We start from the raw sequence: 22398 nt of genomic DNA, 5'->3' as shown, positions 1-22398 counted from the left end.
CCCGCAACCCCGCGTTCACACCGCGGAGCATTTCACCTGAGAGACTTTGTTCAGTACGGGAACGTACTCGCCCGCGCCCCCGCTCTGAAAAGGTCTCCTCCATGCCCAGGCCGCCCCGGCCCGTAGCCCTGCTCGCCCTCGCCGTCAGCGCCTTCGGTATCGGCACCACCGAGTTCGTGATGATGGGCCTGCTGCCCAATGTCGCGGACGACCTGGGCACCTCGGTGCCCACCGCCGGCCACCTCGTGTCGGCGTACGCGATCGGCGTGGTCGTCGGCGCCCCGCTGCTCACCGCGCTCGGCTCCCGCATCCCGCGCAAGCGCATGCTCCTGCTGCTGATGGCCCTCTTCACGGTCGGCAACCTGGCCTCCGCCCTGGCCCCCGGATTCGGCTGGCTGGTGGCGGGGCGGGTGCTCGCCGGGCTGCCGCACGGGGCCTTCTTCGGCGTCGGCGCGGTGGTCGCGGCGCGGCTGGTCGCGGACGGGCGGCAGGCGCGGGCCGTCGCGACGATGTTCCTCGGCCTCACGGTCGCCAACATCGTCGGCGTTCCGGCGGCCACGCTGCTCGGCCAGCACCTCGGCTGGCGGGCGACGTTCCTGGTGGTGGCGGCGATCGGACTGGTCGCGATGGCGGCCCTGGCCCGCCTGGTGCCGGACGTCGCGCTGGACGGGCGCCAGAGCGTACGCCGCGAACTGCGCACCCTCGGCAACCGTCAGGTCCTGCTCGGCCTGCTCACCGCCGTCTTCGGCTTCGCCGGCGTCTTCGCGGTGTACTCCTACCTGGCCTCGATGACGACCGAGGTCATGGGCTTCGGCGAGTCCTCGGTGACGGTCGTCCTCGCTCTCTTCGGCATCGGCATGACCCTGGGCGCGCTGGCGGCGGGTCCCCTGACCGACCGCGCCCTGCGCCCTACGCTCTACGGCTCACTGGGCGCGCTCGCGCTGGTGCTGCTGGCCTTCGACTACACGGCGCACGTGCGGTGGGCGGCGCTGGTCACCGTGGTGGTGCTGGGCGCGGTCGGCTTCATGACCACGACACCGCTCCAGATGCTGGTCATGAACAAGGCCAAGGACGCGCCGACCCTGGCGTCCGCCTCCAACCACTCCGCGTTCAACCTCGCGAACGCGGGCGGTGCCTGGCTCGGCGGCATGGCGATCGCGGCGGGCTGGGGCTGGATGAGCCCCACGCTGGTCGGGGCGGTGCTGGCCGTGGCGGGCCTCGCCATCGCGGTCACGGCGGGCCTGCTCGACCGCACCCCGCCGGAGTCCCGCTCCCGGGTGGTCGCCTCCGCCGCGACGGCCCGCGAACCGGCCCGCGACCCGGTGGCCTGACGGGTCCGGCGGCCGCCTCACCACGCCCGCCGGATCGCCCGCAGGAGGCCGGATCACCCGCCGGCCGTCGGACCCGGTCCGGGCGACCCGGTCCCCACCCGCCTCAGACGATCTCGCGCCACCGGTTCGTGACCGGCAGCCGGCGGTCCTTGCCGAAGCCCTTCGCGGAGATCTTCGTGCCCGGCGGGTACTGCCGGCGCTTGTACTCCGCCGCGTCCACCATCCGCAGCGTCCTGGCGACCAGCGCCCGGTCGAAACCGGCGGCCACGATCGCCTCCATGCCCTGGTCCCTGTCGACGTACAGCTCCAGGATCCGGTCCAGGACCTCGTAGTCCGGCAGCGAGTCGGTGTCCACCTGCCCCGGCCGCAGCTCCGCGCTCGGCGGCTTGGAGATCGAGTTCTCCGGGATCGGCGGGGTCTGGCCGCGCTCCTGAGCCGCCTTGTTCCGCCACCGCGCGAGCGCGAAGACCCACGTCTTGTACACGTCCTTGATCGGCCCGTACGCGCCCACCGAGTCGCCGTACAGCGTCGAATAGCCCACCGCCAGCTCGGACTTGTTGCCCGGCGCCAGTACGATCTGGCCCTCCTGGTTGGAGATGGCCATCAGCGTCGTGCCGCGCAGCCGCGACTGGAGGTTCTCCTCGGCCAGGCCGGTGAGTCCGAGCGCGTCCATGTACGCGTCGAACATCGGCTCGATCGCGACCGTCCGGTAGTTCAGCCCGGTACGCCGGGCCAGCTCCGCCGCGTCGCCCCTGGAATGGTCCGAGGAGTACTTCGACGGCATGGACACGCCGTACACGTTGCGCGCCCCCAGCGCGTCGCACGCGATCGCCGCCACGAGCGCCGAGTCGATGCCCCCGGAGAGACCGACCAGGACCGTGCTGAAACCGTTCTTGGCGGCGTACGCGCGCAGGCCCACGACCAGCGCCGAGTACACCTCCTCCTCGTCCTCCAAACGCTCGGCGTAACCGCCCGTCAGTTCCGGCTCGTACGCCGCCGGCGGCTCCTCGGAGAGGATCACCCGGTCGATGTGCAGCCCGTCGTCGACGACTCCGGTCGGCGCTTCCCCGGCCGGCAGCGCCGCCGGCAGGTCCAGGTCGAGCAGCATGCTGCCCTCCGCGAACTGGGGAGCCCGGGCCAGGACTTCGCCGTTCTTGTCGCAGACGATCGAGTCGCCGTCGTAGACGAGTTCGTCCTGGCCGCCGATCATCGCGACGTACGCCGTCGTGCAGCCCGCCTCCTGGGCGCGCTTGCGCACCAGTTCGAGCCTGCTGTCGTCCTTGTGGACCTCGTACGGCGACGCGTTGACGGACACCAGCAGCCCCGCCCCGGCGGACCGGGTGGCCGGCACGCGGCCGCCGTCCTGCCACAGGTCCTCGCAGATGGCCAGGGCGATGTCGACGCCGTGCACCCGGACGACGGGCAGCGAGTCGCCCGGCACGAAGTACCGGAACTCGTCGAAGACGCCGTAGTTCGGCAGGTGGTGCTTGGCGAAGGACAGCACGACCTCGCCCCGGTGCAGTACGGCGGCGGCGTTCTGCGGGGACCCGGCGGGCTGGCCGTAGCGCGGCTGGGCCTTCTCGCAGCGGTCGAGGTAGCCGACGACGACCGGGACCTCTCCGAGGCCCTCCTCGGCGAGGCGCGCCGCGAGCGCGCGCACGGCGTCGCGCGAGGCCTCCACGAACGACGACCGCAGCGCGAGGTCCTCGACGGGATAACCGGTGAGCGCCATCTCGGGGAACGCCACCAGGTGGGCGCCCTGGCCGACGGCGTGCCGGGTCCAGTGGACGATGGACGCGGCGTTGCCGGCCAGATCGCCGACGGTCGAGTCGATCTGATTGAGGGCGAGGCGTAGTTGAGGCACGCGCCCAGTCTAATCGTCTGTCTGACGCTATGTCCTGGGAGGCAGCGAAGTTCCGCCCGGACCGGCGCCGGACGGTACGGCTCACGGCCGGTCCGGAGGGTGTCCTCGCACTCCATCGCGTGCGGGCCGGGCTCCACCCGTATCCGGCCGGCCGTCGTCGTGCCGTCCGTACGACATTCCGAAGTAGCGTTCATCCCACTATGCCGATTGCGTTCCTCCGCCGTACGCGGCCCGCCGCCGTCCTCCTCGTGCTCGGCGCCGCCGCGTACAGCGCCTGGGTGCTCGAAGCCGTCCTCGCGACCGGCCTCGACCCGCTGCGCACGTACGTCAGCGAACTGGCCGCGTCCGACCAGCCGTTCGGCGGCCTCTTCCGGTCCACCGACCTCGTCGCGGGCCTCCTGATCCTCGCCGGCGCGCTCCTGGCCCTCGCCGGGTACCGGCCGCGCACCCGGTGGGACGTCACCGGCTGGGCGGCCCTCGCCCTCTTCGGCGCCGCCACCGCGGCCGACTCCCGGCTGCCGATGAGCTGCGCGACGACCGCGGACGCGGCGTGCGCGGCCCGCGAGGCGGCCGGTCTCGTCCCGCTCACCCACGCGGCCCACACCTGGAGCAGCAGCGTCGCCTCGACGGCGGCGGTCGTCGGCGTCGTCGCGCTCACCGTCGCGGCCCGCCGCCGCGGCCGCCCCTCGCCCCTCGCCCGTTTCGGACCGGTTCTCGCGGCGGCCGAAGTGGCGGCCACCGTCTGGACCCTGTCCTCGATCGCCGCCTTCGAGGCCGGCCACGGCACCTGGCTGCTGGGGGCCGGGCAGCGGCTCCAGGTGCTGATCGCGGTCCTGTGGCTCGTCGTACTCGCGTGGTCGGTGGCACGCGAGAAGGTGTACGCGTGACCTCGACCGGACGTTTCCTCGACATCGGCGGCGCGGCGCACCACGTGGTCGTGGAGGGCGCCGGCCCGGTGTGCGTGCTGAGCGCCGGACTCGGCATGAGCTGGTTCGACTGGGACCCCGTCGTACCGCTGCTCGCGCCCTTTCGCACCGTCGTACGGTTCGACCGCCCCGGTCACGGCCTGAGCGCCCCCGCCCCCGCCGCCGCGCCGCCCACCGCCGAGGGCGAGGCGCACCGCGTCGCCGCGCTCCTCGACGCGCTGCCGCCGCCGCTGCGCGGCACACCCGTCACCGTGGTGGGGCATTCCCTCGCCGGGTTCCACGCCGAGGCGTTCGCCCGCCTGTATCCGGCCCGGACGGCCTGTGTCGTGCTCGTCGACTCCAGCGTCGAGGAGCACGCGCGCGTGCCCGCGGCCCCCGCCCTGCGCACCGCCGCGACACGGGCGCTCGCCGCGGCGCTCTGCGCCGCCGGCCTACCGGCGGCGTTCGGGCCGCTCGCCCGCCGCGCGGGCGTGCGGGCGGGCCGGGCGGACGCGAGCGGCGGCGGCCGGGGCGGTCACGGCAGGGCCGACCCGGCCCCCGTCCCGCTCGTACGCCGCTGCTACCGCACCTCCCGCGTCCTGCGCGGAGCGCTCCGGGAGAACACGCACTACCGCGCCGTCGCCGCCGGGCTCCTCGCCCTGCGCGAGCGCCACCCCCTGCCAGCCGGCCTCCCGGTCACGGTCCTGGCGGCGTACGACGGGAGAGGCAGCCGCGCCGGGCTGCGCTGGCTCGCACGTCAGCGCGGCCTCGCGAGCACCCTCGGCGCCCGCTTCGAAGTCGCCGAACCCTCCGGCCACCTGGTCATGCTGGACCGCCCGGACGCGGTGGCCCAGGTGGTCCTGGCGGCCGGACGGCCGGGCGAGGTCACGGGCGGAGGGACGCGCCCCGCTCCTTGAGCAGGTCGGCCATCAGCGCGATCTCCGACGCCTGGGCGTCGACCATGCCCCGCGCCAGGGACCGCTGCGCGCCGACTTCGCACTGCTCGGCGCAGCCCCGGGCCATCGTGACGCCGCCCTTGTGGTGGGCGGTCATCAGCCGCAGGTACAGGATCTCCGCCTGCTCGCCGTCCGCCGCGCGCAGCTTCGCCAGGTCGGCCCTGGTCGCCATGCCGGGCATCAGCGCCCCGTCGCGCACCTCGGGGGCCCCGCCGGAACCGTGCGTACCGTGCCCGCCGTGTCCGCTCCCGTCCGTGCCGGCGCCGGCCATCCAGGCCATCGGCGCGTCCGGCGAGGTCTTCGGCAGCTCCCACAGGTCCAGCCAGCCGAGCATCATGCCCCGCTGGTTCGCCTGCGTGTTCGCGATGTCGTACGCGAGCCTGCGCACGTCCTCGTCCTTCGTACGGTCGCGCACGATGAACGACATCTCCACCGCCTGCTGGTGGTGCACCGACATGTCCCGCGCGAAGCCCGCGTCCGCGGAGTCCTCACCCGGCGTACGGGAAGCCGTGGAGCCCGCCCCGTCGTGACGCTCGTTGTTGTTGCCCGCGGCGACCGTGACGGCCCCCGCGGCGAACAGCAGCGCGAGTACGACGGCGCAGACGGCGGCCCAGTACGTACGCGTCATCACTGAGCCATTCCGCCCGTGCACGCCGCGCCGGGCTCGGGCGTCTGCGGCCCCTGCACGTACTTCGTGAAGAACTGGTCGACCCGCGGGTCCGTGGCGCTGTCCACGGTCACCTGCTTGCCCCACGCGCTGAGCATGAGAGCGCCCGCCTGGTCCTTGACCGGGCTCATCAGCGAGTAGGGGGTCTTGCCGACCTTCTCGGCGAGCTTCTCGACGTCACCGGCGGACGCCTTGTCGTTGTACGTCACCCACACGGCGCCGTGCTCCAGCGAGTGCACCGCGTTGACCTCGGGGATCGCCTTCTTGTAGACGTCTCCCTCGCAGTTCATCCAGACCTGCGAGTGGTCACCGCCCACCGGCGGCTTCATCGGGTAGGAGACGGCCTTGGTGACGTGGTCGCGCCCCAGCTTCTTCGCGTCCCAGGACTTCTCCTCCTTCACCGGCTCCTTGGCCTGGGCGACCTTCTGCTCCTTCTCCTCCGACTCCTTGAGGAGGACGTACGAACCGAATCCGACCAGTCCGGCCACGACGGCCGTGCTGAGACCGATCACGAGGAAGCGGGTTCTGCGCTCGCGGGCCTGCTCGGCGCGGCGCATCTCTTCTATTCGGGCCTTGCGCGACGCGTTGGCGGTCTTGTTGGAAGCCATGGTTCTCGTCCTTCGCCTGCTGAAAGTGAGTGTGGATACGGAAGGCCCCGGGCACGGGCGGCCCGGCTACGTCCGCATCACCTGCAGGACATGGCGTCCCGGCGCCCGCGCCGGCGCCCCACAGCCGCACGCCGGACCGGCGGTGGCCGGCGGCGCGAAGTACAGCGGCTCGGCGGCCACCGGCGCGGCCGGCGGAGGCACCGTCAGCACGGCGGGGGACAGGTGCGGGAGAACGCCGCAGTGCGAGGAGTCGTACGGGCAGACGTACACGGGCGCGTCCGGCGCGGTCGGGGCGACCGTCACGGCGGTCACGCTCCCGGCGCCGGGACCGTGATGCTCCCCGGGCTCCGGACTCATCCCCAGGCACACGAAGAGCGCGGCGAGGAGCGTCGCCACGGCGCTCAGCAGCGCCATGGGACGTCCCACGCGCCTGGTGCGCCCGGTGCGGGATCGCCGCCGTCCCCTCATGAGCGGAAATCGTAGTGCGCGGCGGGGCCCCGTTGGTCATACGGGCCGCATCCCGTAGCGGCCCGTGGGGCGGATGTTTTACGGCCCGGCGAGCGGCAACCCGTCGTTCATGGTGCAAATCGGATACACGATGATGACCGAGCAGGCCGGGCCCCGCGATCTGGTCGACCACGTCGTCGCCGCCGAGCGGGCCGGCTTCGACTTCTCCGTGACCTCGGACCACTACTTCCCGTGGCTGGCCGAGCAGGGGCACGCCCCGTACGCGTGGAGCGTGCTCGGCGCCGCGGCCCAGGCCACCTCCCGCATCCCCCTCATGACGTACGTGACCTGCCCGACGGTCCGCTACCACCCGGCCGTCGTCGCCCAGAAGGCGGCGACCGTGCAGCTGCTGGCCGAGGGCCGGTTCCGGCTCGGCCTCGGCTCCGGCGAGAACCTCAACGAGCACGTCGTCGGCGGGGGCTGGCCCGCCGCCCACGTCCGCCTGGAGATGCTGGAGGAGGCCGTGGAGATCATCCGCGCGCTGTTCGCCGGCGGCGACGTCAGCCACCACGGCACGCACTACGACGTCGAGAACGCCAGGCTCTGGGACCTGCCCGACCCGCTCCCGCCAATCGGCATCGCCGTCTCCGGTGAACGGTCCTGCGCGCTCGCCGGCCGCCTCGCCGACCTGGTCGTCGCCACCGAACCCAAGCGCGAACTCCTGGACGCCTTCGACCGCCACGGCGGCAGCGGAAAGCCGCGCGTCGGCCAGTTGCCCGTCTGCTACGACACCGACCGGGACGCGGCGGTGAAACGGGCGCACGAGCAGTTCCGCTGGTTCGGCGGCGGCTGGAAGGTCAACTCCGAGCTGCCCGGCCCGGCCGGGTTCGCCGGGGCCACCGCGTTCGTACGGCCCGAGGACGTCGCCGAGTCCATCCCGTGCGGCGCGGACGTCGAGACGTTCGTCGAGGCGGTACGCCCGTACGCCGACGCGGGCTTCACCGAGGTCGCGCTGGTGCAGGTCGGCGGCGAGCACCAGCGGCCGTTCATCGACTGGGCGCAGAAGACGCTGCTGCCGGCCCTGCGCGAGCTCTGACACCGGGGCGCGAGCTCCGCACCGGGGCGGCGGGCCGTTCACGGGCGCCGCCGCCCGGCCGGGTCAGCGCGGAGCGAACCGGTGGGCCAGTGTGAAGGAGTGCCCGGCCGGGTCGGAGTACACGCGCTCGTCGCGCGGTCCGCTGTTGTCCTTGGTGTCCACGGGCCGCGCGCCGAGGCTCACCGCCTCCCGCTCCGCCTCGTCCATGTCGCCGCGCTCCACCAGGATGCGCAGATGGGCCTGTTGCGAGTCGTCCGGGCGCGGCCAGCTGGGCGGCGCGTAACCGTGGTCGCGGCGGATGGCCATGAAGACGCCCTGATGGCCCACGATCTCGACGAAGTCCGGGTTGGTCCCGGTCCGGGCCTCCGCGTCGAGCAGGCCGGCGTAGAACTCCGCCAGCACCTCGGGTTCCGCGCAGTCCAGGACAAGAACGCACTGTTTCGCGACCGTCATGTGCTCTCCCCAATGTCCGTGACGCCGAGGTCGGGCGCCAAGGTCCACGACGGGCCGGGCGGCCCCCATGACCCGCGTACCCCCCCGGGTGCGGCGGCACACGGACCGTCACGGGCGGGCGGTCCGGTGGCATTACGGCCAGGGGAGCGGGTACCCGCTGCTCGCTGTCTCCGGTCGCGCTCGCGATCCCGGCGGGCGAGCCTGGGGATCGGCGACGACGAGAGAAAGAAGCCTCACAGTGAACAGCACGGAACACTCCGGAACGCAGGTCCTGGTGGAACTGACGGGCAGCTCGAAGGAGGACGCCAACGCCGTCTTCGGCGCGCTGTGCACCGCCTTCGCGTCCGACCGCGAGGTCGACGAGGAACTGCACAACGGCGTCGACGGCCGCCCCATGGTGTGGAGCGCCACGTACGACGTGCACGGCATCCAGGAGCAGGCCGCCCCCGCGCGTCTGACGGCCCCCGTCAGCGTCACCCTCCAGGGCGGCTATCGCGCGGTGGACCAGGTCCGGGAGCAGCTCGAGGTGGCGTTCGCCGTGCAGGAGGAGGGCTCGGCGTCCGGCGACCAGGAGAGGGAGCTCCAGCTGCGACTGGAGAGCGGGCCCGGGACCTCGCCATGACCGACGGGGCGGCCGGGGCCAGCGGGACTGGCGGGTCCGGCGGATTCGGCGGGGAGGACACGGCGGACGGGCAGCCGGGCACCCTGCGCCGGGGCCGTCACGAGACCGAGGACGAGCGGGCGGACCGGCTCTGGGCGGAACTGCTGCAGGAACTGCGGGTCGCCCAGACCGGCGTACAGATCCTCTTCGGTTTCCTGCTGACCGTCGTCTTCCAGCCGCGTTTCACCGAGCTGTCCCCGACCGACAAGGACATCTACGTCGTCACGGTCGTGCTCGGCGCGGCGACGGTGGGCGCGCTCGTCGGCCCCGTGTCGCTCCACCGGCTGGTCACCGGCCGCCGGATCAAGCCGCAGACGGTCAGGTGGGCGTCCCGCCTGACCGTCGTGGGCCTGGTGCTGCTGCTCTGCACGATGGCGTCCGCGCTGCTGCTGATCCTGCGCGTCGTCCTGTACGACACCACCGCGCTGTGGCTGGTCTGCGGTCTGGTGCTGTGGTTCGTCCTGTGCTGGTTCGTCCTGCCGGCCTGGGCCCGGCACGCCAGTGCGGGCAGGGACTGACCGAAGCCACTCCCTGCCCGCACGTCACGCGTTCATGCCCTGCCTACGCGGCGTCGCCACTGCTCCGGCCGCCGGCCGCGCTGCCCGCGCCGCTGCCGCCGTAGGACCGGCGGCGCGCCTGCGCCGGAGCGCTGCGGCGCCCGCGCTGCGAGGACGCGCTGCGGGCCGGGCGCTCGCGGACCGGCGAGGAGATGACGACGGGAACACCGGACGGCGCCTGCGCGCCGGTGATCCGGCTCAGCTCGGCGTCGCCCGAGCGGACCTGGGCGGTCTGCGGGGTGATGCCCGCGGCCTGCATCAGGCGGGACATCTCGCGGCGCTGGTTGGGCTGCACCAGCGTGACGACGCTGCCGGACTCGCCGGCGCGGGCGGTACGGCCGCCGCGGTGCAGGTAGTCCTTGTGGTCGGTCGGCGGGTCGACGTTGACGACCAGGTCGAGATTGTCGACGTGGATGCCGCGGGCCGCGACGTTGGTCGCCACCAGCACGGTCACATGCCCGCTTTTGAACTGGTCGAGCGTGCGCGTGCGCTGCGGCTGCGACTTCCCGCCGTGCAGCGCGGCCGCCCGTACACCGCTGGCCAGCAGGTCACGGGTCAGCCGGTCCACGGCGTGCTTGGTGTCCAGGAACATGATCACCTTGCCGTCGCGGGCGGCGATCTCGGTGGCCGTGGCCTGCTTGTCGGCGGGGTGGACGTGCAGCAGGTGGTGCTCCATCGTCGTCACCGCGCCCTGAGCGGCGTCGACCGAGTGGACCACCGGGTCGGTCAGGTAGTTGCGCACCAGCTTGTCGACATTGCGGTCGAGGGTGGCCGAGAACAGCATCGTCTGGCCCTCGGGGGCGACCTGCTGGAGCAGCTCGGTGACCTGCGGCATGAAGCCCATGTCGGTCATCTGGTCGGCCTCGTCCAGCACCGTGATCTTCACCTGGTCCAGGCGGCAGTCACGGCGGTCGATGAGGTCCTTGAGCCGGCCCGGGGTCGCCACGACGACCTCGGCCCCGGTGCGCAGGGCGCCGGCCTGGCGGCCGATCGACATGCCGCCGACGACCGTGGCGACACGCAGTCGCACGGCGCGGGCGTACGGCGTGAGGGCGTCGGTGACCTGCTGGGCGAGCTCACGGGTCGGTACGAGCACGAGAGCCAGCGGCTGACGCGGCTCGGCGCGCTTTCCGGCCGTCCTGGCCAGCAGCGCCAGCCCGAAGGCGAGCGTCTTGCCGGAGCCGGTACGGCCGCGGCCCAGGACGTCGCGCCCGGTCAGCGTGTTCGGCAGGGTGGCGCCCTGGATCGGGAACGGCACGGTCACGCCCTGGGCGGTGAGCGCCGCCAGCAGGGCCGCGGGCATGTCGAGCTGGTCGAACGCCTCGACCGCCGGCAGCGCCGGCGAGGTGCCGACCGGCAGGGCGAACTCGCCCTGCGGCGCGGACGAGCGGCGCTGGGAGGACCGGCCGGAGTAGCCGGCCGAGCGGGTGGGGGCGGCGGGGCGGAAACGCTCGCCGCGGTCGCTGGTGCGACCGGCGTGGTTGCCGCCGGCGCGGGTACGGGCGAATCGGTCACGGTCGGTGGAACGTGCTGCGCGGTTCATGTGAACCCTCCTCGATGGGCACGTATCGAGGAATCCCGGGCAGCGGTGACCACGCGGGTGACCGTTGCAAGGAATCGCAAGAACGAGCCGGTAATTAAAAAAGCCGAAATGAAGCCGGTGGAAAGGTTTGAATTCCTTTGTGCCGGGAGCTTCGAAGTGGCTGCAGTCCGCACAGAAGAAAGCGCGGACGGGGCGGGGCGACGAGAATCGTGGCCGACCGCTCAGGAGTCGGCCGCGCGATAGGGGCGGCCGAGTCGGGGCAACGATTCAAAGCAACGAGACGGGGCCCGCACCCTCAGGTGCGGGCCCCGACCGTGTAGTACGCGTCAGCGTCAGGCGGGAACGATGTTCTCGGCCTGCGGGCCCTTCTGGCCCTGCGTGACGTCGAAGGTCACCTTCTGGCCTTCCTGAAGCTCACGGAAGCCCTGGGTGGCGATGTTGGAGTAGTGGGCGAAGACGTCAGCGCCGCCACCCTCCTGCTCGATGAAGCCGAAACCCTTTTCGGCGTTGAACCACTTCACGGTGCCAGAAGCCATGTCATTCTCCTTTGGAGCAGTGCCGGAGACCGCCGTGTGCGGAATCCGAGTCGCGTTGCCGCGATGATTGCCCCGTCCGGAACAAAGCACCGGAAATACGAAAGTGCGCCCGCGACAGTGAGTCGCGGGAGCACTTGAAGTTTGGGAACCACAACTGCAACTGAGATCAACAGTAGCACGGTGCGGCGGACTCGCCAGAGGTCTTTCGTCACATCTGCCGTGGCGCCATAAACCCTCCACGCCCGCCGCTTTAAATTCTATAGCTGCCGCACTAGGTATTTTGCTCGCGCAGTCGCTCGTTGATGCGCAGGGCGTCTTCCAGCTGGTCCTCGAGGATGACGATGCGGCAGGCGGCGTCGATGGGGGTCCCCTGGTCGACCAGTTCGCGGGCGCGGGCGGCCACGCGCAGCTGGTAACGGGAGTAGCGGCGGTGGCCGCCCTCCGAACGCAGCGGGGTGATCAGCCGTGCTTCGCCGATGGCCCGCAGGAAGGCGGGGGTCGTGCCGATCATCTCGGCGGCCCGGCCCATGGTGTACGCGGGGAAGTCGTCGTCGTCGAAGCGGTCGGCCTTGGAGGTCCGATGGGTCTGAGCGGTCACTTGCACCATCTTCTGTAGCGCGCGGGGCGGACACTACGAGTGTGGCATGTCTGCTCCGGCCGTGGCAGATTTCCCCCGCCGGAGCCCGAACACGGGTCCGTCCGGGCGCGCCGTGGGCAGTATGGGAGGAAGCGGCGGGCCGGCGGACACGGGCGTTCACCCGGACGGCGCCGGATGTCGGCCACGGGGGCCGCAACGTGTTGGAAACCGTGTGGTGGGATGCTCGGGTGCCCCGACGTGCGTCCGAGGCGTGGGAGCAGGCGGCTTGACCGGCAAGGATGGGTAGGAAGACCAGATGGATAAGCAGCAGGAATTCGTGCTCCGTACGCTCGAGGAGCGCGACATCCGGTTCGTGCGCCTGTGGTTCACCGACGTGCTCGGCTTCCTGAAGTCGGTCGCGGTGGCCCCGGCAGAGCTGGAGCAGGCGTTCGACGAGGGCATCGGCTTCGACGGCTCCGCGATCGAGGGCTTCGCCCGCGTGTACGAGTCCGACATGATCGCCAAGCCGGACCCGAGCACCTTCCAGATCCTTCCGTGGCGGGCCGAGGCCCCGGGCACGGCCCGGATGTTCTGCGACATCCTGATGCCCGACGGCTCGCCGTCCTTCGCGGACCCCCGGTACGTACTGAAGCGCATCCTCGCCAAGACCTCGGACCTGGGCTTCACCTTCTACACCCACCCCGAGATCGAGTTCTTCCTGCTGAAGAACAAGCCCCTCGACGGCACCCGGCCGACCCCCGCCGACAACTCGGGCTACTTCGACCACACCCCGCAGAACGTCGGCATGGACTTCCGCCGCCAGGCGATCACCATGCTGGAGTCCATGGGCATCTCGGTGGAGTTCAGCCACCACGAGGGCGCCCCCGGCCAGCAGGAGATCGACCTGCGATACGCCGACGCGCTCTCGACGGCCGACAACATCATGACGTTCCGCCTGGTCATGAAGCAGGTCGCGCTGGAGCAGGGCGTCCAGGCCACCTTCATGCCGAAGCCGTTCTCGGAGTTCCCCGGCTCCGGCATGCACACCCACCTCTCCCTCTTCGAGGGCGACCGGAACGCCTTCTACGAGTCGGGCTCCGAGTACCAGCTCTCCAAGGTCGGCCGGTCCTTCATCGCGGGCCTCCTCAAGCACGCCGCGGAGATCTCCGCCGTCACCAACCAGTGGGTGAACTCCTACAAGCGCATCTGGGGCGGCTCCACCCGCACGGCCGGCTCCGGCGGTGAGGCGCCCTCGTACATCTGCTGGGGCCACAACAACCGCTCCGCGCTGATCCGCGTCCCCATGTACAAGCCGGGCAAGACCGGCTCGGCGCGCGTCGAGGTCCGCTCGATCGACTCCGGCGCGAACCCGTACCTGACGTACGCCGTCCTGCTCGCCGCCGGCCTCAAGGGCATCGAGGAGGGCTACGAGCTCCCGCCGGGCGCCGACGACGACGTCTGGGCCCTGTCCGACGCCGAGCGCCGCGCGATGGGCATCGAGCCCCTGCCGCAGAACCTCGGCGAGGCCATCGCCCTGATGGAACGCAGCGAACTGGTCGCCGAGACGCTGGGCGAGCACGTCTTCGACTTCTTCCTGCGCAACAAGAAGCAGGAGTGGGAGGAGTACCGCTCCGAGGTCACCGCCTTCGAGCTGCGGAAGAATCTGCCGGTGCTGTAGCGGAGGGTCGGGACGGCCCGGGGCCGGTGGCGGACGCTGCCGGCCCCGGGGCCGTTTCGGGTGGAAAGCAGGTGCGGCGGGCCGGGGCGGGGTGAGAGCGTGCGCGGATGGAACGATCGAAGATCTCGCTGCTGGCCCATGCCCGGCACCCCGTGGCCGCCCCGCTCGACGACACGTCCGTACGCCGCCTCCTCGAGCGGGCCGTCGTCAGCGGGGACGAGCGGCTGCTCGACCTCGGGTGCGGGCAGGCCGAGTGGCTCCTGCGGGCCCTGGAGGCGCATCCGGGGGCCACGGCCGTCGGAGTCGACACAGCGGCGGACGCGCTGGCCGGGGCGATGAGGCGGGCCGGGGAGCGCGGGGTGGGAGAGCGGCTGGTCCTGCGGGAGCAGGACGCCGGGGCGTTCGTGTCCGAGGAGGGCTTCGACGTCGTGGTGAGCGTGGGAGCCGCGCACGCCTTCGGCGGGCTGACGGGCACGCTGGCGGCGGCCCGCCGCCACCTGGCTCCGGGCGGGCGGGTGCTCGTCGGCGACGCCTACTGGGCGGCCGAGCCGAGCGCGGGAGCCCGGGACATGCTCGGGGAGTACGACGATCTCGCCACCACCGTGGACCGGGTGACCGCCGAAGGGTGGACGCCGGTGTTCGGGCACATCAGCACCCGCGAGGAGCTGGACGACTACGAGTGGCACTGGACGGGAGCCCTCGCCGAGTGGGCCCTCGACCACCCCGGCGACCCCGACAGCCGGGAGGCACTGGCGGCGTCGGACCGGCACAGGTCCGACTGGCTGCACGGGTACCGCGCCTGCTTCGGCTTCCTCACGCTGGTGCTGCGGGCCACCCCCTGACCCGTCCGCCCGGACGCCCGGTCCGGGGACGGGCCGTCAGCCGAACAGCCAGCGGGTCTGGCTGTAGACGTCCTTGCCGAAGCCGAACGCCGCCACGGGCGCCACGCGGAACACCACCGCCCGGTCGCCCTCGCCGTAGAACGCCCCGTCCCGCACGTCGAAGTGCCACTGGGGGCCGTACTTCGCCTCGTACGCCGCGGCCAGGCGCCGCAGCCGCGGCTCGTCGCTCTCCCGTACCGCCCGGCCCTCGACCACGAGGTCGAAGCCCTCGTGCAGGGTGTTGGCGCCCGTGGTGAGGACGACGTGCGGGTTGCCCGCGAGGTTCTTCGCCTTGCGCTCCGCCGGGCCCGTGCAGAAGTGCAGGGCGTCGTCCTGCCAGACAGCCAGCAGCGGGGTGACGTGGGGGCGGCCGTCCGGGCGTACGGTCGTCAGCCAGAACAGCTCGGCCGATTCCAGGCGCGGCACCGCCTCGGACCACGGGGTGGCGCTCGCGTTCTGCTCGCTGTAACGGCTGTCCAGGTCCGTGCGAGGTCGCGGGGTGTCCTTGTCGCTCTGCTCGTCCATGTCGCCTCCCTCTCGTTCGCGGGTCCGTCTTCCTTCCCCACCTCTCAGGAAGACAGACCGCGCGCGGAAGCGAAACTCAGCGGACGGGCGGCGCGGGCCTCGTCGTGACCGGCGCCGGGCCGACCGGCTGCCAGGCGGCGGTCCCGCCGTCGCTCCAGTGCAGGCGGCCGTCGAGCGCCACCGCCGCGACGGAGGGGCGGCCCGCCGCGTCCGTCGTGGCTGCGGGGGCGCCGCCGAAGAGGAAGCCGCCCCGGGCCCACCGGGGCGCCGCGCCGGTCCCCGGCGCCGGGAGCTCGGCCGTGCCGAGGCGGCCCGAGCCGTCCCGCGCCGCCAGCAGGCCGCCCGCGGCGCTCACCGCGCCGTGGCCCGCCCGGCCGCCCAGGTCGGCGACCGCGCCGGCCGGGGCCGCCGCCGGGACGGCGCCGGCGGAGGAACCGGCGGCGAAGCGGACGGCGCGCACTTCGCCGGAGCCGGGCTCGCGGAAGTACAGGCGTACGCCGTCACCGTCCTCCAGGACAGTGGGCGGCAGCGGTGTCGAGGGCAGGGCCGCGGGCACCGGCCCGCGCAGCGGGGCGCCGGGGGCGTCCTGGGTCCACACGACGGTCGAGGTGAGGGTCTGGGCGAAGACGTAACCGCGTCCTCCGCTGTCGACGGCGGCCGTCGGGTCGCCGAACACCTGTCGGCCGCCCAGCGCCTGCCAGGGGGCCCAGCCGCCGCCGGACAGCTGCGCGCGGGAGCTGAGGCCGTGCCCGCCGTCGCGCAGGTACACCGTCGCGCGGCCCTCGCGGTCCACCGTCACCGCCGGGGCGCTGATGTCCAGCGAGCCCGGCGCGTGCGCCGCGTGCGGCATGCCCAGGGACTGCCAGGGGCCGAAGGACCCGCCCACGGCGCTCTGCACGGCGGTGACGACGTCCCGGCGGTAGCCGGCCGGCCCGTCGAACGCGGTGCGGGTGCCGAAGAGGGCGATGCGGCCGTCGGGCAGCTTGGCCGAGGTGACGCCGCTGTCCAGGCCGGTCCCGCCGAGCAGCGCCGGACCGGTCCAGGCCGGCTGGGAGCCGGCCCCGGCGCCCGGCGCGCGGTGCCAGACCGCGAGGCGGGTGTCCAGTACGGAGAACGCCCACAGCTCGCCCTCGCGTGCTCCGCTCTGGAGCCAGGAGGTGCTGGTGTTGCGCGAGTGGCGTATGCCGTACACCCAGCCGGGGCCCGTCGGCCGTCCCGCCACCTTGCGGTCGCCGCAGCCGGCCTCCGCGTCGCAGTAGTTGGCCGGGTAGTCGGTCCAGGCGTACGTCTTCAGCGTGTGCAGCTTCTCCCGCACGGCGTCCGGACCCAGCACGTGCGGCAGGCTGCCGTTGAGGTAGCCCAGGTAGTTCTGGACGGTGAAGTGCGGGTGGCCGCCGCTCCTGGCGTACTCGGTGAGCGCCAGCTGGGCGAACCGGGCCCCGTACATGTGGTCCTGGTGGTCGGGCAGCATGCGCGCCGTGGCCTCGCGGCCGTTCGTCGGGTCGAGCATCCGCACGTGCGTCGGCTGGAAGCGCTGCAGCAGTCCGGTGATCGTGCGCACCACCTGGTCCCTGGTGTACGCGAAGTCCTCCTGGACCGGGGTGCCCGAGGACAGCTCCGACTCCAGGGTCTCCACCCGGCCGTCCCACAGCCCGTGCAGGCTGCGCGGCCGGTCCGCCGCGCTGGCGCCCGCCTCGTGCAGCTGCACCCAGACCAGGCTCACCTCGGGGCGCGCCTTCAGCGTGTTCAGCTCCGCCCAGCCGCCGCCGTCGGTACGGATCGCCGAGCGCTGCCAGGGGCTGGTGCGGTCGCCGGTGGCCATCTCGGCGTACGCGGCGCGTATGCCGTTCTGCCGGGCCTCGGCGTACCGCACCTTGTCGGGGGCGGGGAGCGGGACGCCCTCGTTCGCGCCGCCGCGGAAGGAGTTGACGCCGTCCGCCTCGCCCGCCGTCAGGTAGACCGAGGTCAGGCTGTGGCCGGTGCGCACCGACTGGCTGAGGTCGGGGTTCATGAAGAACAGGTCGTCGTCCGGGTGGGAGACGATCTGCATCACGGACTCACCGGCGGCGCGCACCGGCTCGGCCCTCCCGGCTCCGCCGTCCCGCTCGGCCCTGCCCGCCGGGTCGCCCGTCACCGTCCTGGCCGCCTCGGTCGCGGGGGCCGCGAGGGGGACGGCGGGACGGGCGAGCTGGATGCCCGTCACCGTCAGCAGCAGCGTCGCGAGGACGACGCTGGGCAGAGCGCGGCGCGGCAGGCGGAACGTACTGAGGGCCCTGGGCGGCATAGGAAACGTGCTTTCGGTGTGCGGTGGTGCTGGTACGGGATGGGGTGCGCCCAGGACGGCGCTGATCATCGCGCAGACTGTGGAGCAGAAGTGAAGAGGGTTTCACGTGCCGCCCGGTTCACCCGCGCCGGGAACCGCTGATGTTGCGGATCTCACTGGCCTTCTCCGTCACAGCCCCGCTCCCTCACGGCCCTGGCCACGGCCCGGCCGGCGGCCGCCGCGCCGGGCCGCGGGCCGCCCCCGGGCTCCTGCCGATAGGCTCGTGAGCCGGACCTTGACCGGACGGTCGTACGGACCGTGGGACGGCCGGAGCGGGAGGCAGAATGTCGGCGCCGGGGCGCAGGAGCAGTACCTTCACGAGGCTGCTGCGGCACGGTTTCACCGATCCGTCCGCCGCCGAGCGGCTGCTGGACGCACCCGAGCTGACCGCCGTGCGGGGCGACCCGGTGCTCCTCGACGCGCTCGGCGCGACCGCCGATCCCGACCTGGCGCTCCTCGGGCTCGTACGGCTCGCGGAGGCCCAGGACCCGGCCGAGCTGCGGGTCCTCCTCGACACCCTCGTCACCGCCAAGCCCATGCGGGACCGGCTGCTCGGCGTGCTCGGCGCGTCGGAGGCGCTCGGCGACCACCTGGCGCGGCACCCGCGCGACTGGCACGCGCTGGTCACGTACGAGGCGGCGGACCTGCACCCCGGCGTCGCCGACTTCGAGCGGGGCCTCGCCGGCGCCTCGGACCCCGTGTCGCTGCGGGTCGCGTACCGGCGCTGCCTGCTGTCGATCGCCGCGCGCGACGTGTGCGGCACGACCGGGGTCGCGCAGACCGCCGCCGAGCTGGCCGACCTGGCGACGGCGACCCTGCGGGCGGCGCTGGCCATCGCCCGTGCCGCCGCCCCCGAGGACGCGGCGATGTGCCGGCTCGCGGTCGTCGCGATGGGCAAGTGCGGCGGTCACGAGCTGAACTACGTCTCCGACGTGGACGTGATCTTCGTGGCGGAGGCGGCCGAGGGGCCGCGCGGCGCCGACGAGGACAAGGCCCTGCGCGCCGCGACCCGCCTGGCCTCGCACCTCATGCGCGTCTGCTCCGAGACGAACATCGAGGGCACGATCTGGCCGGTCGACGCGAACCTGCGCCCCGAGGGCCGCAACGGGCCGCTGGTACGGACGCTCTCCAGCCACCTCGCGTACTACCAGCGGTGGGCCAAGACGTGGGAGTTCCAGGCGCTGCTGAAGGCGCGGGCGGTCGCCGGCGACCTGGCGCTGGGCGAGGCGTACGTCGAGGCGGTGTCGCCCCTCGTGTGGCAGGCCGCCGAACGCGAGAACTTCGTCCCCGACGTGCAGAAGATGCGCCGCCGCGTCGTCGACAACATCCCGGCCGCGCAGATCGACCGCGAGCTGAAGCTGGGGCCCGGCGGGCTGCGGGACGTCGAGTTCGCCGTACAGCTCCTGCAGCTCGTGCACGGGCGCAGCGACGCGACCCTGCACCAGGGCTCCACGCTGGGGGCGCTCAAGGCGCTCTCGGCCGGGGGGTACGTGGGGCGGGCGGACGCCGTGCAGCTCGACGAGGCCTACCGCTTCCTGCGCGCCATGGAGCACCGCATCCAGCTGTACCGGCTGCGGCGCACCCACCTCGTGCCGCAGGACGAGGCAGACCTGCGGCGGCTCGGGCGCTCGCTCGGACTGCGCACGGAGCCGGTCGCCGAACTCAACCGGGCGTGGCGGCGGCACGCGTCGGTGGTGCGCCGGCTGCACGAGAAGATCTTCTACCGGCCGCTCCTCGACGCCGTCGCGCAGCTCGCCCCCGGCGAGATCCGGCTCAGCCCCAAGGCGGCGGGACAGCGCCTCGAAGCGCTGGGGTACGCCGACCCCGCCTCCGCGCTGCGGCACCTGGAGGCGCTGTCGTCCGGGGTGACGCGCAAGGCGGCGATCCAGCGGACGCTGCTGCCCGTGCTGCTTGGCTGGTTCGCGGACTCCGCCGACCCGGACGCCGGGCTGCTGGGGTTCCGGAAGGTGTCCGACGCGCTGGGCAAGACGCCCTGGTACCTGCGGCTGCTGCGGGACGAGGGCGCGGCGGCGGAGAACCTGGCGCGCGTCCTGTCCGCCGGGCGGCTCGCCCCCGATCTGCTGCTGAGGGCCCCGGAGGCGGTGGCGCTGCTCGGCGACCCGGAGGGCCTGAAGCCGCGCGGCCGCGCACACCTGGAACAGGAGGTGCTGGCGGCGGTCGGGCGCGCGGACGGCGCCGAGGCGGCGGTGGCGGCGGCGCGCGGGGTGCGGCGGCGGGAGCTGTTCCGTACCGCCGCGGGCGACCTGGTCGGATCGTACGGAACCGAGGAGAGCCCGGCGGAACAGGACCCGGGCGCCCTCGTCGACCGCGTCGGCAACGCCCTGACCGACCTGAACGCCGCCACGCTGGCCGGGGCGCTGCGGGCGGCGGTGCGGGCGCGGTGGGGGGAGCGGCTGCCGACGAGGTTCGCCGTGATCGGGATGGGGCGCTTCGGCGGCCACGAGCTGGGTTACGGGTCCGACGCGGACGTCCTGTTCGTCCACGAGCCGTGGGAGGACGCCGACGAGCAGGAGGCGGCGCGGGCCGCGAACACGGTCGTCGCCGAGATGCGGCGGCTGCTCCAACTGCCCACCTCCGACCCGCCGTTGCTGATCGACGCGGACCTGCGCCCGGAGGGCAAGAGCGGGCCGATGGTCCGTACGCTCGCCTCCTACGCGGCGTACTACCGCCGGTGGTCGCTGGTCTGGGAGAGCCAGGCGCTGCTGCGCGCCCATCCGATGGCGGGCGACGCGGACCTCGGGCGGCGGTTCGTCGAGCTCGTCGATCCGCTGCGGTATCCCGAGGCGGGGCTCGGCGAGGACGCGGTGCGCGAGATCCGGCGGCTCAAGGCGCGCATGGAGTCCGAGCGGCTGCCGCGCGGCGCGGACCCGACGCTGCACGCGAAGCTCGGCCGGGGCGGGCTCAGCGACGTCGAGTGGACGGTCCAGCTGACGCAGATGCGCCACGGCGCGCGGGTGCCTGGCCTGCGGACCACCCGTACCCGCGAGGCGCTGGCGGCGGCCCGGGAGGCCGGCCTCATCGCGGCGGACGACGCGGCGGTGCTGGACGAGGCGTGGGTCCTGGCGACGCGGGTGCGCAACGCGGTGATGCTGGTGCGGGGCAGGCCCGGCGACACCTTCCCCTCGGACGGACGCGAACTGGGCGCCGTCGCCCGCTACCTGGGGTACGAGGCCGGGCACGTGGGGGACATGCTCGACGACTACCGGCGCACGACGCGGCGGGCGCGGGCCGTCGTCGACGAGCTGTTCTACGGGTCCTGACGGGGCCGCTCCGGCCGGCCGAGTCTTCCGGCCGGCCGGGAGGATCCCGGACTAGCCGGCCCAGTACGAACGGATGTGCGCGTCCAGTGCGGCGGTCCACTTCGCCAGGTCCATGTCGGCGTACGCGAACGTGGCCGGCGGGTAGCCGCCCGGGTGCAGGTCGACGGCGTCCTGGCGGGCGACGAACACGGCCTCCAGCTCGAACCGTCCGCGCCCGGCGGACTCGGGGAAGAAGAAGTCGGTCTCCTGCCAGTACGGCGCCACCCGCCGGTCCTGCAGCCTGGCCGGCCAGGCCCCGACCTTCACCTCGGCCTCGTGCAGCCTGAAGCCCAGGTCCGCGAGCGCCTGGTGCAGCGTGTCCTGCGCCGGCAGGGCGTGCACCTCGATCTCGTCGAAGTCGCCCTTGTCCACGGAGTTGTCGATGGACAGCTCGGTACGGACAGCCGCGCGGCCCCCCTTGATCCTCCCGCCCCGCGCGTGCGTGAGCGGCATCTCCCACGGCACGTCGAGGGCGATCCGGTGCGTGACGGTCCCACCGGCGGGCAGCACGAACGCGCCGAGACCGGCCTCGACCACGGTGTACGGGTTGGCCCAGGCGGTCGAGCCGTCGGCCTCGCGGTCCTCGGCCCGGACCACCAGCTCCAGCCGCAGCCGCTCGACCTCCACGTCCGCCCCGCCGCCCCGGACCGTCACGGTGCAGTGGAGCTGCTCGCCCGGCCGGACGGCCGGGTTCTCCACCACCGTCTCGACGCTCGGCGCGTTGATGCCCAGCGAGCTCAGAAACTTACGGAATGCCATGAAAAGGGTCCCCTCCCTGAAGTGCGGTGCGCAGGCACCCTAGGCAGACGAACCCCCCAGCAGGCAACGGCAGTGCGCGACGAACCCCGCCAGGGCCAGGTCGAACGCCGCGTGGGTGCGGTCGGGGCCGGCCGCCGCGAGGGCCCGTGCCAGTTCCGGCGTCGTCGTCTCGTCGGGGAGTTCCCACATCGTCACCGGCGCCGCCATGTCCAGCGCCGAGCCCAGCACCAGGTTCTCCAGCGCGCTGACCACGACCATCACGTCCGCCGCGGCGAAGCCCGCGGCCAGCAGCAGGCCCACCGCCCGCTCGTACTGGCCGAGCACCTTGGGCGCGCGCACCGGTGACGTCATCAGCAGCGGGATCGCGCGGGGGTGGGCGGCGAACGCGGCGCGGTAGGAACGGGCCCAGGCGGTCAGCGCGGCGTCCCAGGGCCGCAGGTCCAGCGTCGAGGTGTCGATGGCGGAGGCGACCCGTACCCGCAGCAGCTCGACGATCCCGTCCCGGCCGTCCACGTGGTGGTACACCGAGCCGGTCTGCACCCCCAGCCGCCGCGCGATCTGGGGGACGCTGAACTCGCCCTGCGCGTCGACCAGTTCGAGCGCGGTCGTGGTGATGCGCTCCTGGTCGAGGAGTGGAGTGCGTGGTCGCCCCATGCGCGGTGTGCCCTTCTTCTCGTATCTCCCAGGTCTTCCCGGATGCCCACGTGGAGG

Annotated in this window: 21 protein-coding genes; 9 read left to right on the top strand and 12 right to left on the bottom strand. The window is 73.1% G+C overall.

All coding sequences use genetic code 11. The features are described 5' to 3' along the window. Positions 1–101 precede the first annotated feature (101 nt). The gene (locus tag IE185_RS02650; protein WP_138895753.1) at positions 102–1331 is read left to right on the top strand and encodes an MFS transporter; all 1230 of its coding nucleotides are present in this window, start codon (positions 102–104) and stop codon (positions 1329–1331) included. Between the two features lie 103 nt (positions 1332–1434). On the opposite strand, the gene IE185_RS02645 is transcribed toward IE185_RS02650, so the two are convergent. Beyond that, the gene (locus tag IE185_RS02645) at positions 1435–3195 is read right to left on the bottom strand and encodes an NAD+ synthase (RefSeq protein ID WP_138895754.1); all 1761 of its coding nucleotides are present in this window, start codon (positions 3193–3195) and stop codon (positions 1435–1437) included. A gap of 200 nt (positions 3196–3395) precedes the next feature. Here IE185_RS02645 and IE185_RS02640 point away from each other — a divergent pair, with 200 nt between their 5' ends. Together IE185_RS02640 and IE185_RS02635 are read left to right on the top strand one after the other, a co-directional pair. Then, positions 3396–4082: a DUF998 domain-containing protein gene (locus tag IE185_RS02640; RefSeq protein WP_138895755.1), complete on the top strand. Its 687-nt coding sequence runs from the start codon at positions 3396–3398 to the stop codon at positions 4080–4082. After that, a complete protein-coding gene (locus tag IE185_RS02635; RefSeq protein WP_229843315.1) occupies positions 4079–5017 on the top strand; it encodes an alpha/beta fold hydrolase in 939 nt (312 codons plus the stop codon). The genes IE185_RS02640 and IE185_RS02635 overlap by 4 nt, the downstream gene beginning before the upstream one ends. On the opposite strand, the gene IE185_RS02630 is transcribed toward IE185_RS02635, so the two are convergent. From IE185_RS02630 to IE185_RS02620, 3 genes are all read right to left on the bottom strand, one after another. Continuing rightward, complete coding sequence (locus IE185_RS02630) at positions 4986–5684, bottom strand: DUF305 domain-containing protein (protein WP_138897791.1); 699 nt, start codon at positions 5682–5684, stop codon at positions 4986–4988. The genes IE185_RS02635 and IE185_RS02630 overlap by 32 nt on opposite strands. Beyond that, positions 5684–6331 carry a thioredoxin-like domain-containing protein gene (locus IE185_RS02625; RefSeq protein ID WP_229843314.1) on the bottom strand — a complete coding sequence of 216 codons (648 nt, stop codon included), beginning with the start codon at positions 6329–6331 and terminating at the stop codon, positions 5684–5686. Before IE185_RS02625 ends, IE185_RS02630 begins: the two co-directional genes overlap by 1 nt. Before the next feature lie 66 nt (positions 6332–6397). Then, positions 6398–6745: a hypothetical protein gene (locus IE185_RS02620; protein ID WP_189714512.1), complete on the bottom strand. Its 348-nt coding sequence runs from the start codon at positions 6743–6745 to the stop codon at positions 6398–6400. A 163-nt stretch (positions 6746–6908) separates the two neighbouring features. Here IE185_RS02620 and IE185_RS02615 point away from each other — a divergent pair, with 163 nt between their 5' ends. After that, positions 6909–7874 carry an LLM class F420-dependent oxidoreductase gene (locus IE185_RS02615; RefSeq protein WP_138897789.1) on the top strand — a complete coding sequence of 322 codons (966 nt, stop codon included), beginning with the start codon at positions 6909–6911 and terminating at the stop codon, positions 7872–7874. 63 nt (positions 7875–7937) lie between these two features. Here IE185_RS02615 and IE185_RS02610 read toward each other — a convergent pair whose 3' ends face one another. Beyond that, a complete protein-coding gene (locus IE185_RS02610) occupies positions 7938–8327 on the bottom strand; it encodes a VOC family protein (protein WP_138897788.1) in 390 nt (129 codons plus the stop codon). Between the two features lie 238 nt (positions 8328–8565). On the opposite strand from IE185_RS02610, the gene IE185_RS02605 reads away from it, so the two are divergent. Together IE185_RS02605 and IE185_RS02600 are read left to right on the top strand one after the other, a co-directional pair. Next, positions 8566–8949: a hypothetical protein gene (locus tag IE185_RS02605; protein ID WP_138897787.1), complete on the top strand. Its 384-nt coding sequence runs from the start codon at positions 8566–8568 to the stop codon at positions 8947–8949. Beyond that, a complete protein-coding gene (locus tag IE185_RS02600; protein WP_229843313.1) occupies positions 8946–9506 on the top strand; it encodes a DUF6328 family protein in 561 nt (186 codons plus the stop codon). Before IE185_RS02605 ends, IE185_RS02600 begins: the two co-directional genes overlap by 4 nt. Positions 9507–9549: 43 nt before the next feature. Here IE185_RS02600 and IE185_RS02595 read toward each other — a convergent pair whose 3' ends face one another. The 3 genes from IE185_RS02595 to IE185_RS02585 form a co-directional block, all read right to left on the bottom strand. Continuing rightward, the gene (locus tag IE185_RS02595) at positions 9550–11088 is read right to left on the bottom strand and encodes a DEAD/DEAH box helicase (RefSeq protein ID WP_189714510.1); all 1539 of its coding nucleotides are present in this window, start codon (positions 11086–11088) and stop codon (positions 9550–9552) included. Between the two features lie 332 nt (positions 11089–11420). Then, positions 11421–11624, bottom strand: a complete 204-nt coding sequence (locus tag IE185_RS02590) for a cold-shock protein (protein ID WP_028811307.1) — start codon at positions 11622–11624, stop codon at positions 11421–11423. Positions 11625–11895: 271 nt separating this feature from the next. Then, complete coding sequence (locus IE185_RS02585) at positions 11896–12222, bottom strand: MerR family transcriptional regulator (RefSeq protein WP_373303675.1); 327 nt, start codon at positions 12220–12222, stop codon at positions 11896–11898. Between the two features lie 295 nt (positions 12223–12517). On the opposite strand from IE185_RS02585, the gene glnA2 reads away from it, so the two are divergent. Next, entirely contained in the window at positions 12518–13879 is a 1362-nt protein-coding gene (gene glnA2, locus IE185_RS02580; protein WP_069929022.1) for a gamma-glutamylpolyamine synthetase GlnA2, read from the top strand. A gap of 107 nt (positions 13880–13986) precedes the next feature. Further along, the gene (locus tag IE185_RS02575; protein ID WP_189714509.1) at positions 13987–14721 is read left to right on the top strand and encodes an SAM-dependent methyltransferase; all 735 of its coding nucleotides are present in this window, start codon (positions 13987–13989) and stop codon (positions 14719–14721) included. Positions 14722–14757: 36 nt separating this feature from the next. Here the strand turns inward: IE185_RS02575 and IE185_RS02570 are convergent, their stop codons facing one another. Together IE185_RS02570 and IE185_RS02565 are read right to left on the bottom strand one after the other, a co-directional pair. Next, positions 14758–15285 carry a pyridoxamine 5'-phosphate oxidase family protein gene (locus IE185_RS02570; RefSeq protein WP_138898928.1) on the bottom strand — a complete coding sequence of 176 codons (528 nt, stop codon included), beginning with the start codon at positions 15283–15285 and terminating at the stop codon, positions 14758–14760. Between the two features lie 76 nt (positions 15286–15361). Continuing rightward, positions 15362–17569 carry a PIG-L family deacetylase gene (locus IE185_RS02565; protein ID WP_189714507.1) on the bottom strand — a complete coding sequence of 736 codons (2208 nt, stop codon included), beginning with the start codon at positions 17567–17569 and terminating at the stop codon, positions 15362–15364. Between the two features lie 323 nt (positions 17570–17892). Between IE185_RS02565 and IE185_RS02560 the strand changes: the two genes are divergently transcribed. Continuing rightward, a complete protein-coding gene (locus IE185_RS02560) occupies positions 17893–20889 on the top strand; it encodes a bifunctional [glutamine synthetase] adenylyltransferase/[glutamine synthetase]-adenylyl-L-tyrosine phosphorylase (RefSeq protein WP_138906738.1) in 2997 nt (998 codons plus the stop codon). Between the two features lie 51 nt (positions 20890–20940). Here IE185_RS02560 and IE185_RS02555 read toward each other — a convergent pair whose 3' ends face one another. Further along, positions 20941–21687, bottom strand: coding sequence for a sporulation protein (locus tag IE185_RS02555; protein WP_138896768.1), 747 nt, complete (start codon positions 21685–21687; stop codon positions 20941–20943). Positions 21688–21726: 39 nt separating this feature from the next. Beyond that, positions 21727–22341: a TetR/AcrR family transcriptional regulator gene (locus tag IE185_RS02550; protein ID WP_138896769.1), complete on the bottom strand. Its 615-nt coding sequence runs from the start codon at positions 22339–22341 to the stop codon at positions 21727–21729. Positions 22342–22398 lie beyond the last annotated feature (57 nt).

Origin of the sequence: Streptomyces chryseus (genome assembly GCF_014650755.1) — a bacterium.
GTDB classification, from domain to species: domain Bacteria; phylum Actinomycetota; class Actinomycetes; order Streptomycetales; family Streptomycetaceae; genus Streptomyces; species Streptomyces chryseus.
This window is presented reverse-complemented; position numbering and strand designations above follow the sequence as displayed.

Excerpts from the sequence above, each read along its gene's own strand:
- IE185_RS02650 (WP_138895753.1), top strand. The coding sequence starts at position 102 with ATGCCCAGGCCGCCCCGGCCCGTAGCCCTGCTCGCCCTCGCCGTCAGC.
- IE185_RS02640 (WP_138895755.1), top strand. The coding sequence starts at position 3,396 with ATGCCGATTGCGTTCCTCCGCCGTACGCGGCCCGCCGCCGTCCTCCTC.
- IE185_RS02630 (WP_138897791.1), bottom strand. The coding sequence starts at position 5,684 with ATGACGCGTACGTACTGGGCCGCCGTCTGCGCCGTCGTACTCGCGCTG.
- IE185_RS02625 (WP_229843314.1), bottom strand. The coding sequence starts at position 6,331 with ATGGCTTCCAACAAGACCGCCAACGCGTCGCGCAAGGCCCGAATAGAA.
- IE185_RS02620 (WP_189714512.1), bottom strand. The coding sequence starts at position 6,745 with ATGGCGCTGCTGAGCGCCGTGGCGACGCTCCTCGCCGCGCTCTTCGTG.
- IE185_RS02615 (WP_138897789.1), top strand. The coding sequence starts at position 6,909 with ATGGTGCAAATCGGATACACGATGATGACCGAGCAGGCCGGGCCCCGC.
- IE185_RS02610 (WP_138897788.1), bottom strand. The coding sequence starts at position 8,327 with ATGACGGTCGCGAAACAGTGCGTTCTTGTCCTGGACTGCGCGGAACCC.
- IE185_RS02600 (WP_229843313.1), top strand. The coding sequence starts at position 8,946 with ATGACCGACGGGGCGGCCGGGGCCAGCGGGACTGGCGGGTCCGGCGGA.
- IE185_RS02595 (WP_189714510.1), bottom strand. The coding sequence starts at position 11,088 with ATGAACCGCGCAGCACGTTCCACCGACCGTGACCGATTCGCCCGTACC.
- IE185_RS02590 (WP_028811307.1), bottom strand. The coding sequence starts at position 11,624 with ATGGCTTCTGGCACCGTGAAGTGGTTCAACGCCGAAAAGGGTTTCGGC.
- glnA2 (WP_069929022.1), top strand. The coding sequence starts at position 12,518 with ATGGATAAGCAGCAGGAATTCGTGCTCCGTACGCTCGAGGAGCGCGAC.
- IE185_RS02575 (WP_189714509.1), top strand. The coding sequence starts at position 13,987 with ATGGAACGATCGAAGATCTCGCTGCTGGCCCATGCCCGGCACCCCGTG.
- IE185_RS02570 (WP_138898928.1), bottom strand. The coding sequence starts at position 15,285 with ATGGACGAGCAGAGCGACAAGGACACCCCGCGACCTCGCACGGACCTG.
- IE185_RS02565 (WP_189714507.1), bottom strand. The coding sequence starts at position 17,569 with ATGCCGCCCAGGGCCCTCAGTACGTTCCGCCTGCCGCGCCGCGCTCTG.
- IE185_RS02560 (WP_138906738.1), top strand. The coding sequence starts at position 17,893 with ATGTCGGCGCCGGGGCGCAGGAGCAGTACCTTCACGAGGCTGCTGCGG.
- IE185_RS02555 (WP_138896768.1), bottom strand. The coding sequence starts at position 21,687 with ATGGCATTCCGTAAGTTTCTGAGCTCGCTGGGCATCAACGCGCCGAGC.
- IE185_RS02550 (WP_138896769.1), bottom strand. The coding sequence starts at position 22,341 with ATGGGGCGACCACGCACTCCACTCCTCGACCAGGAGCGCATCACCACG.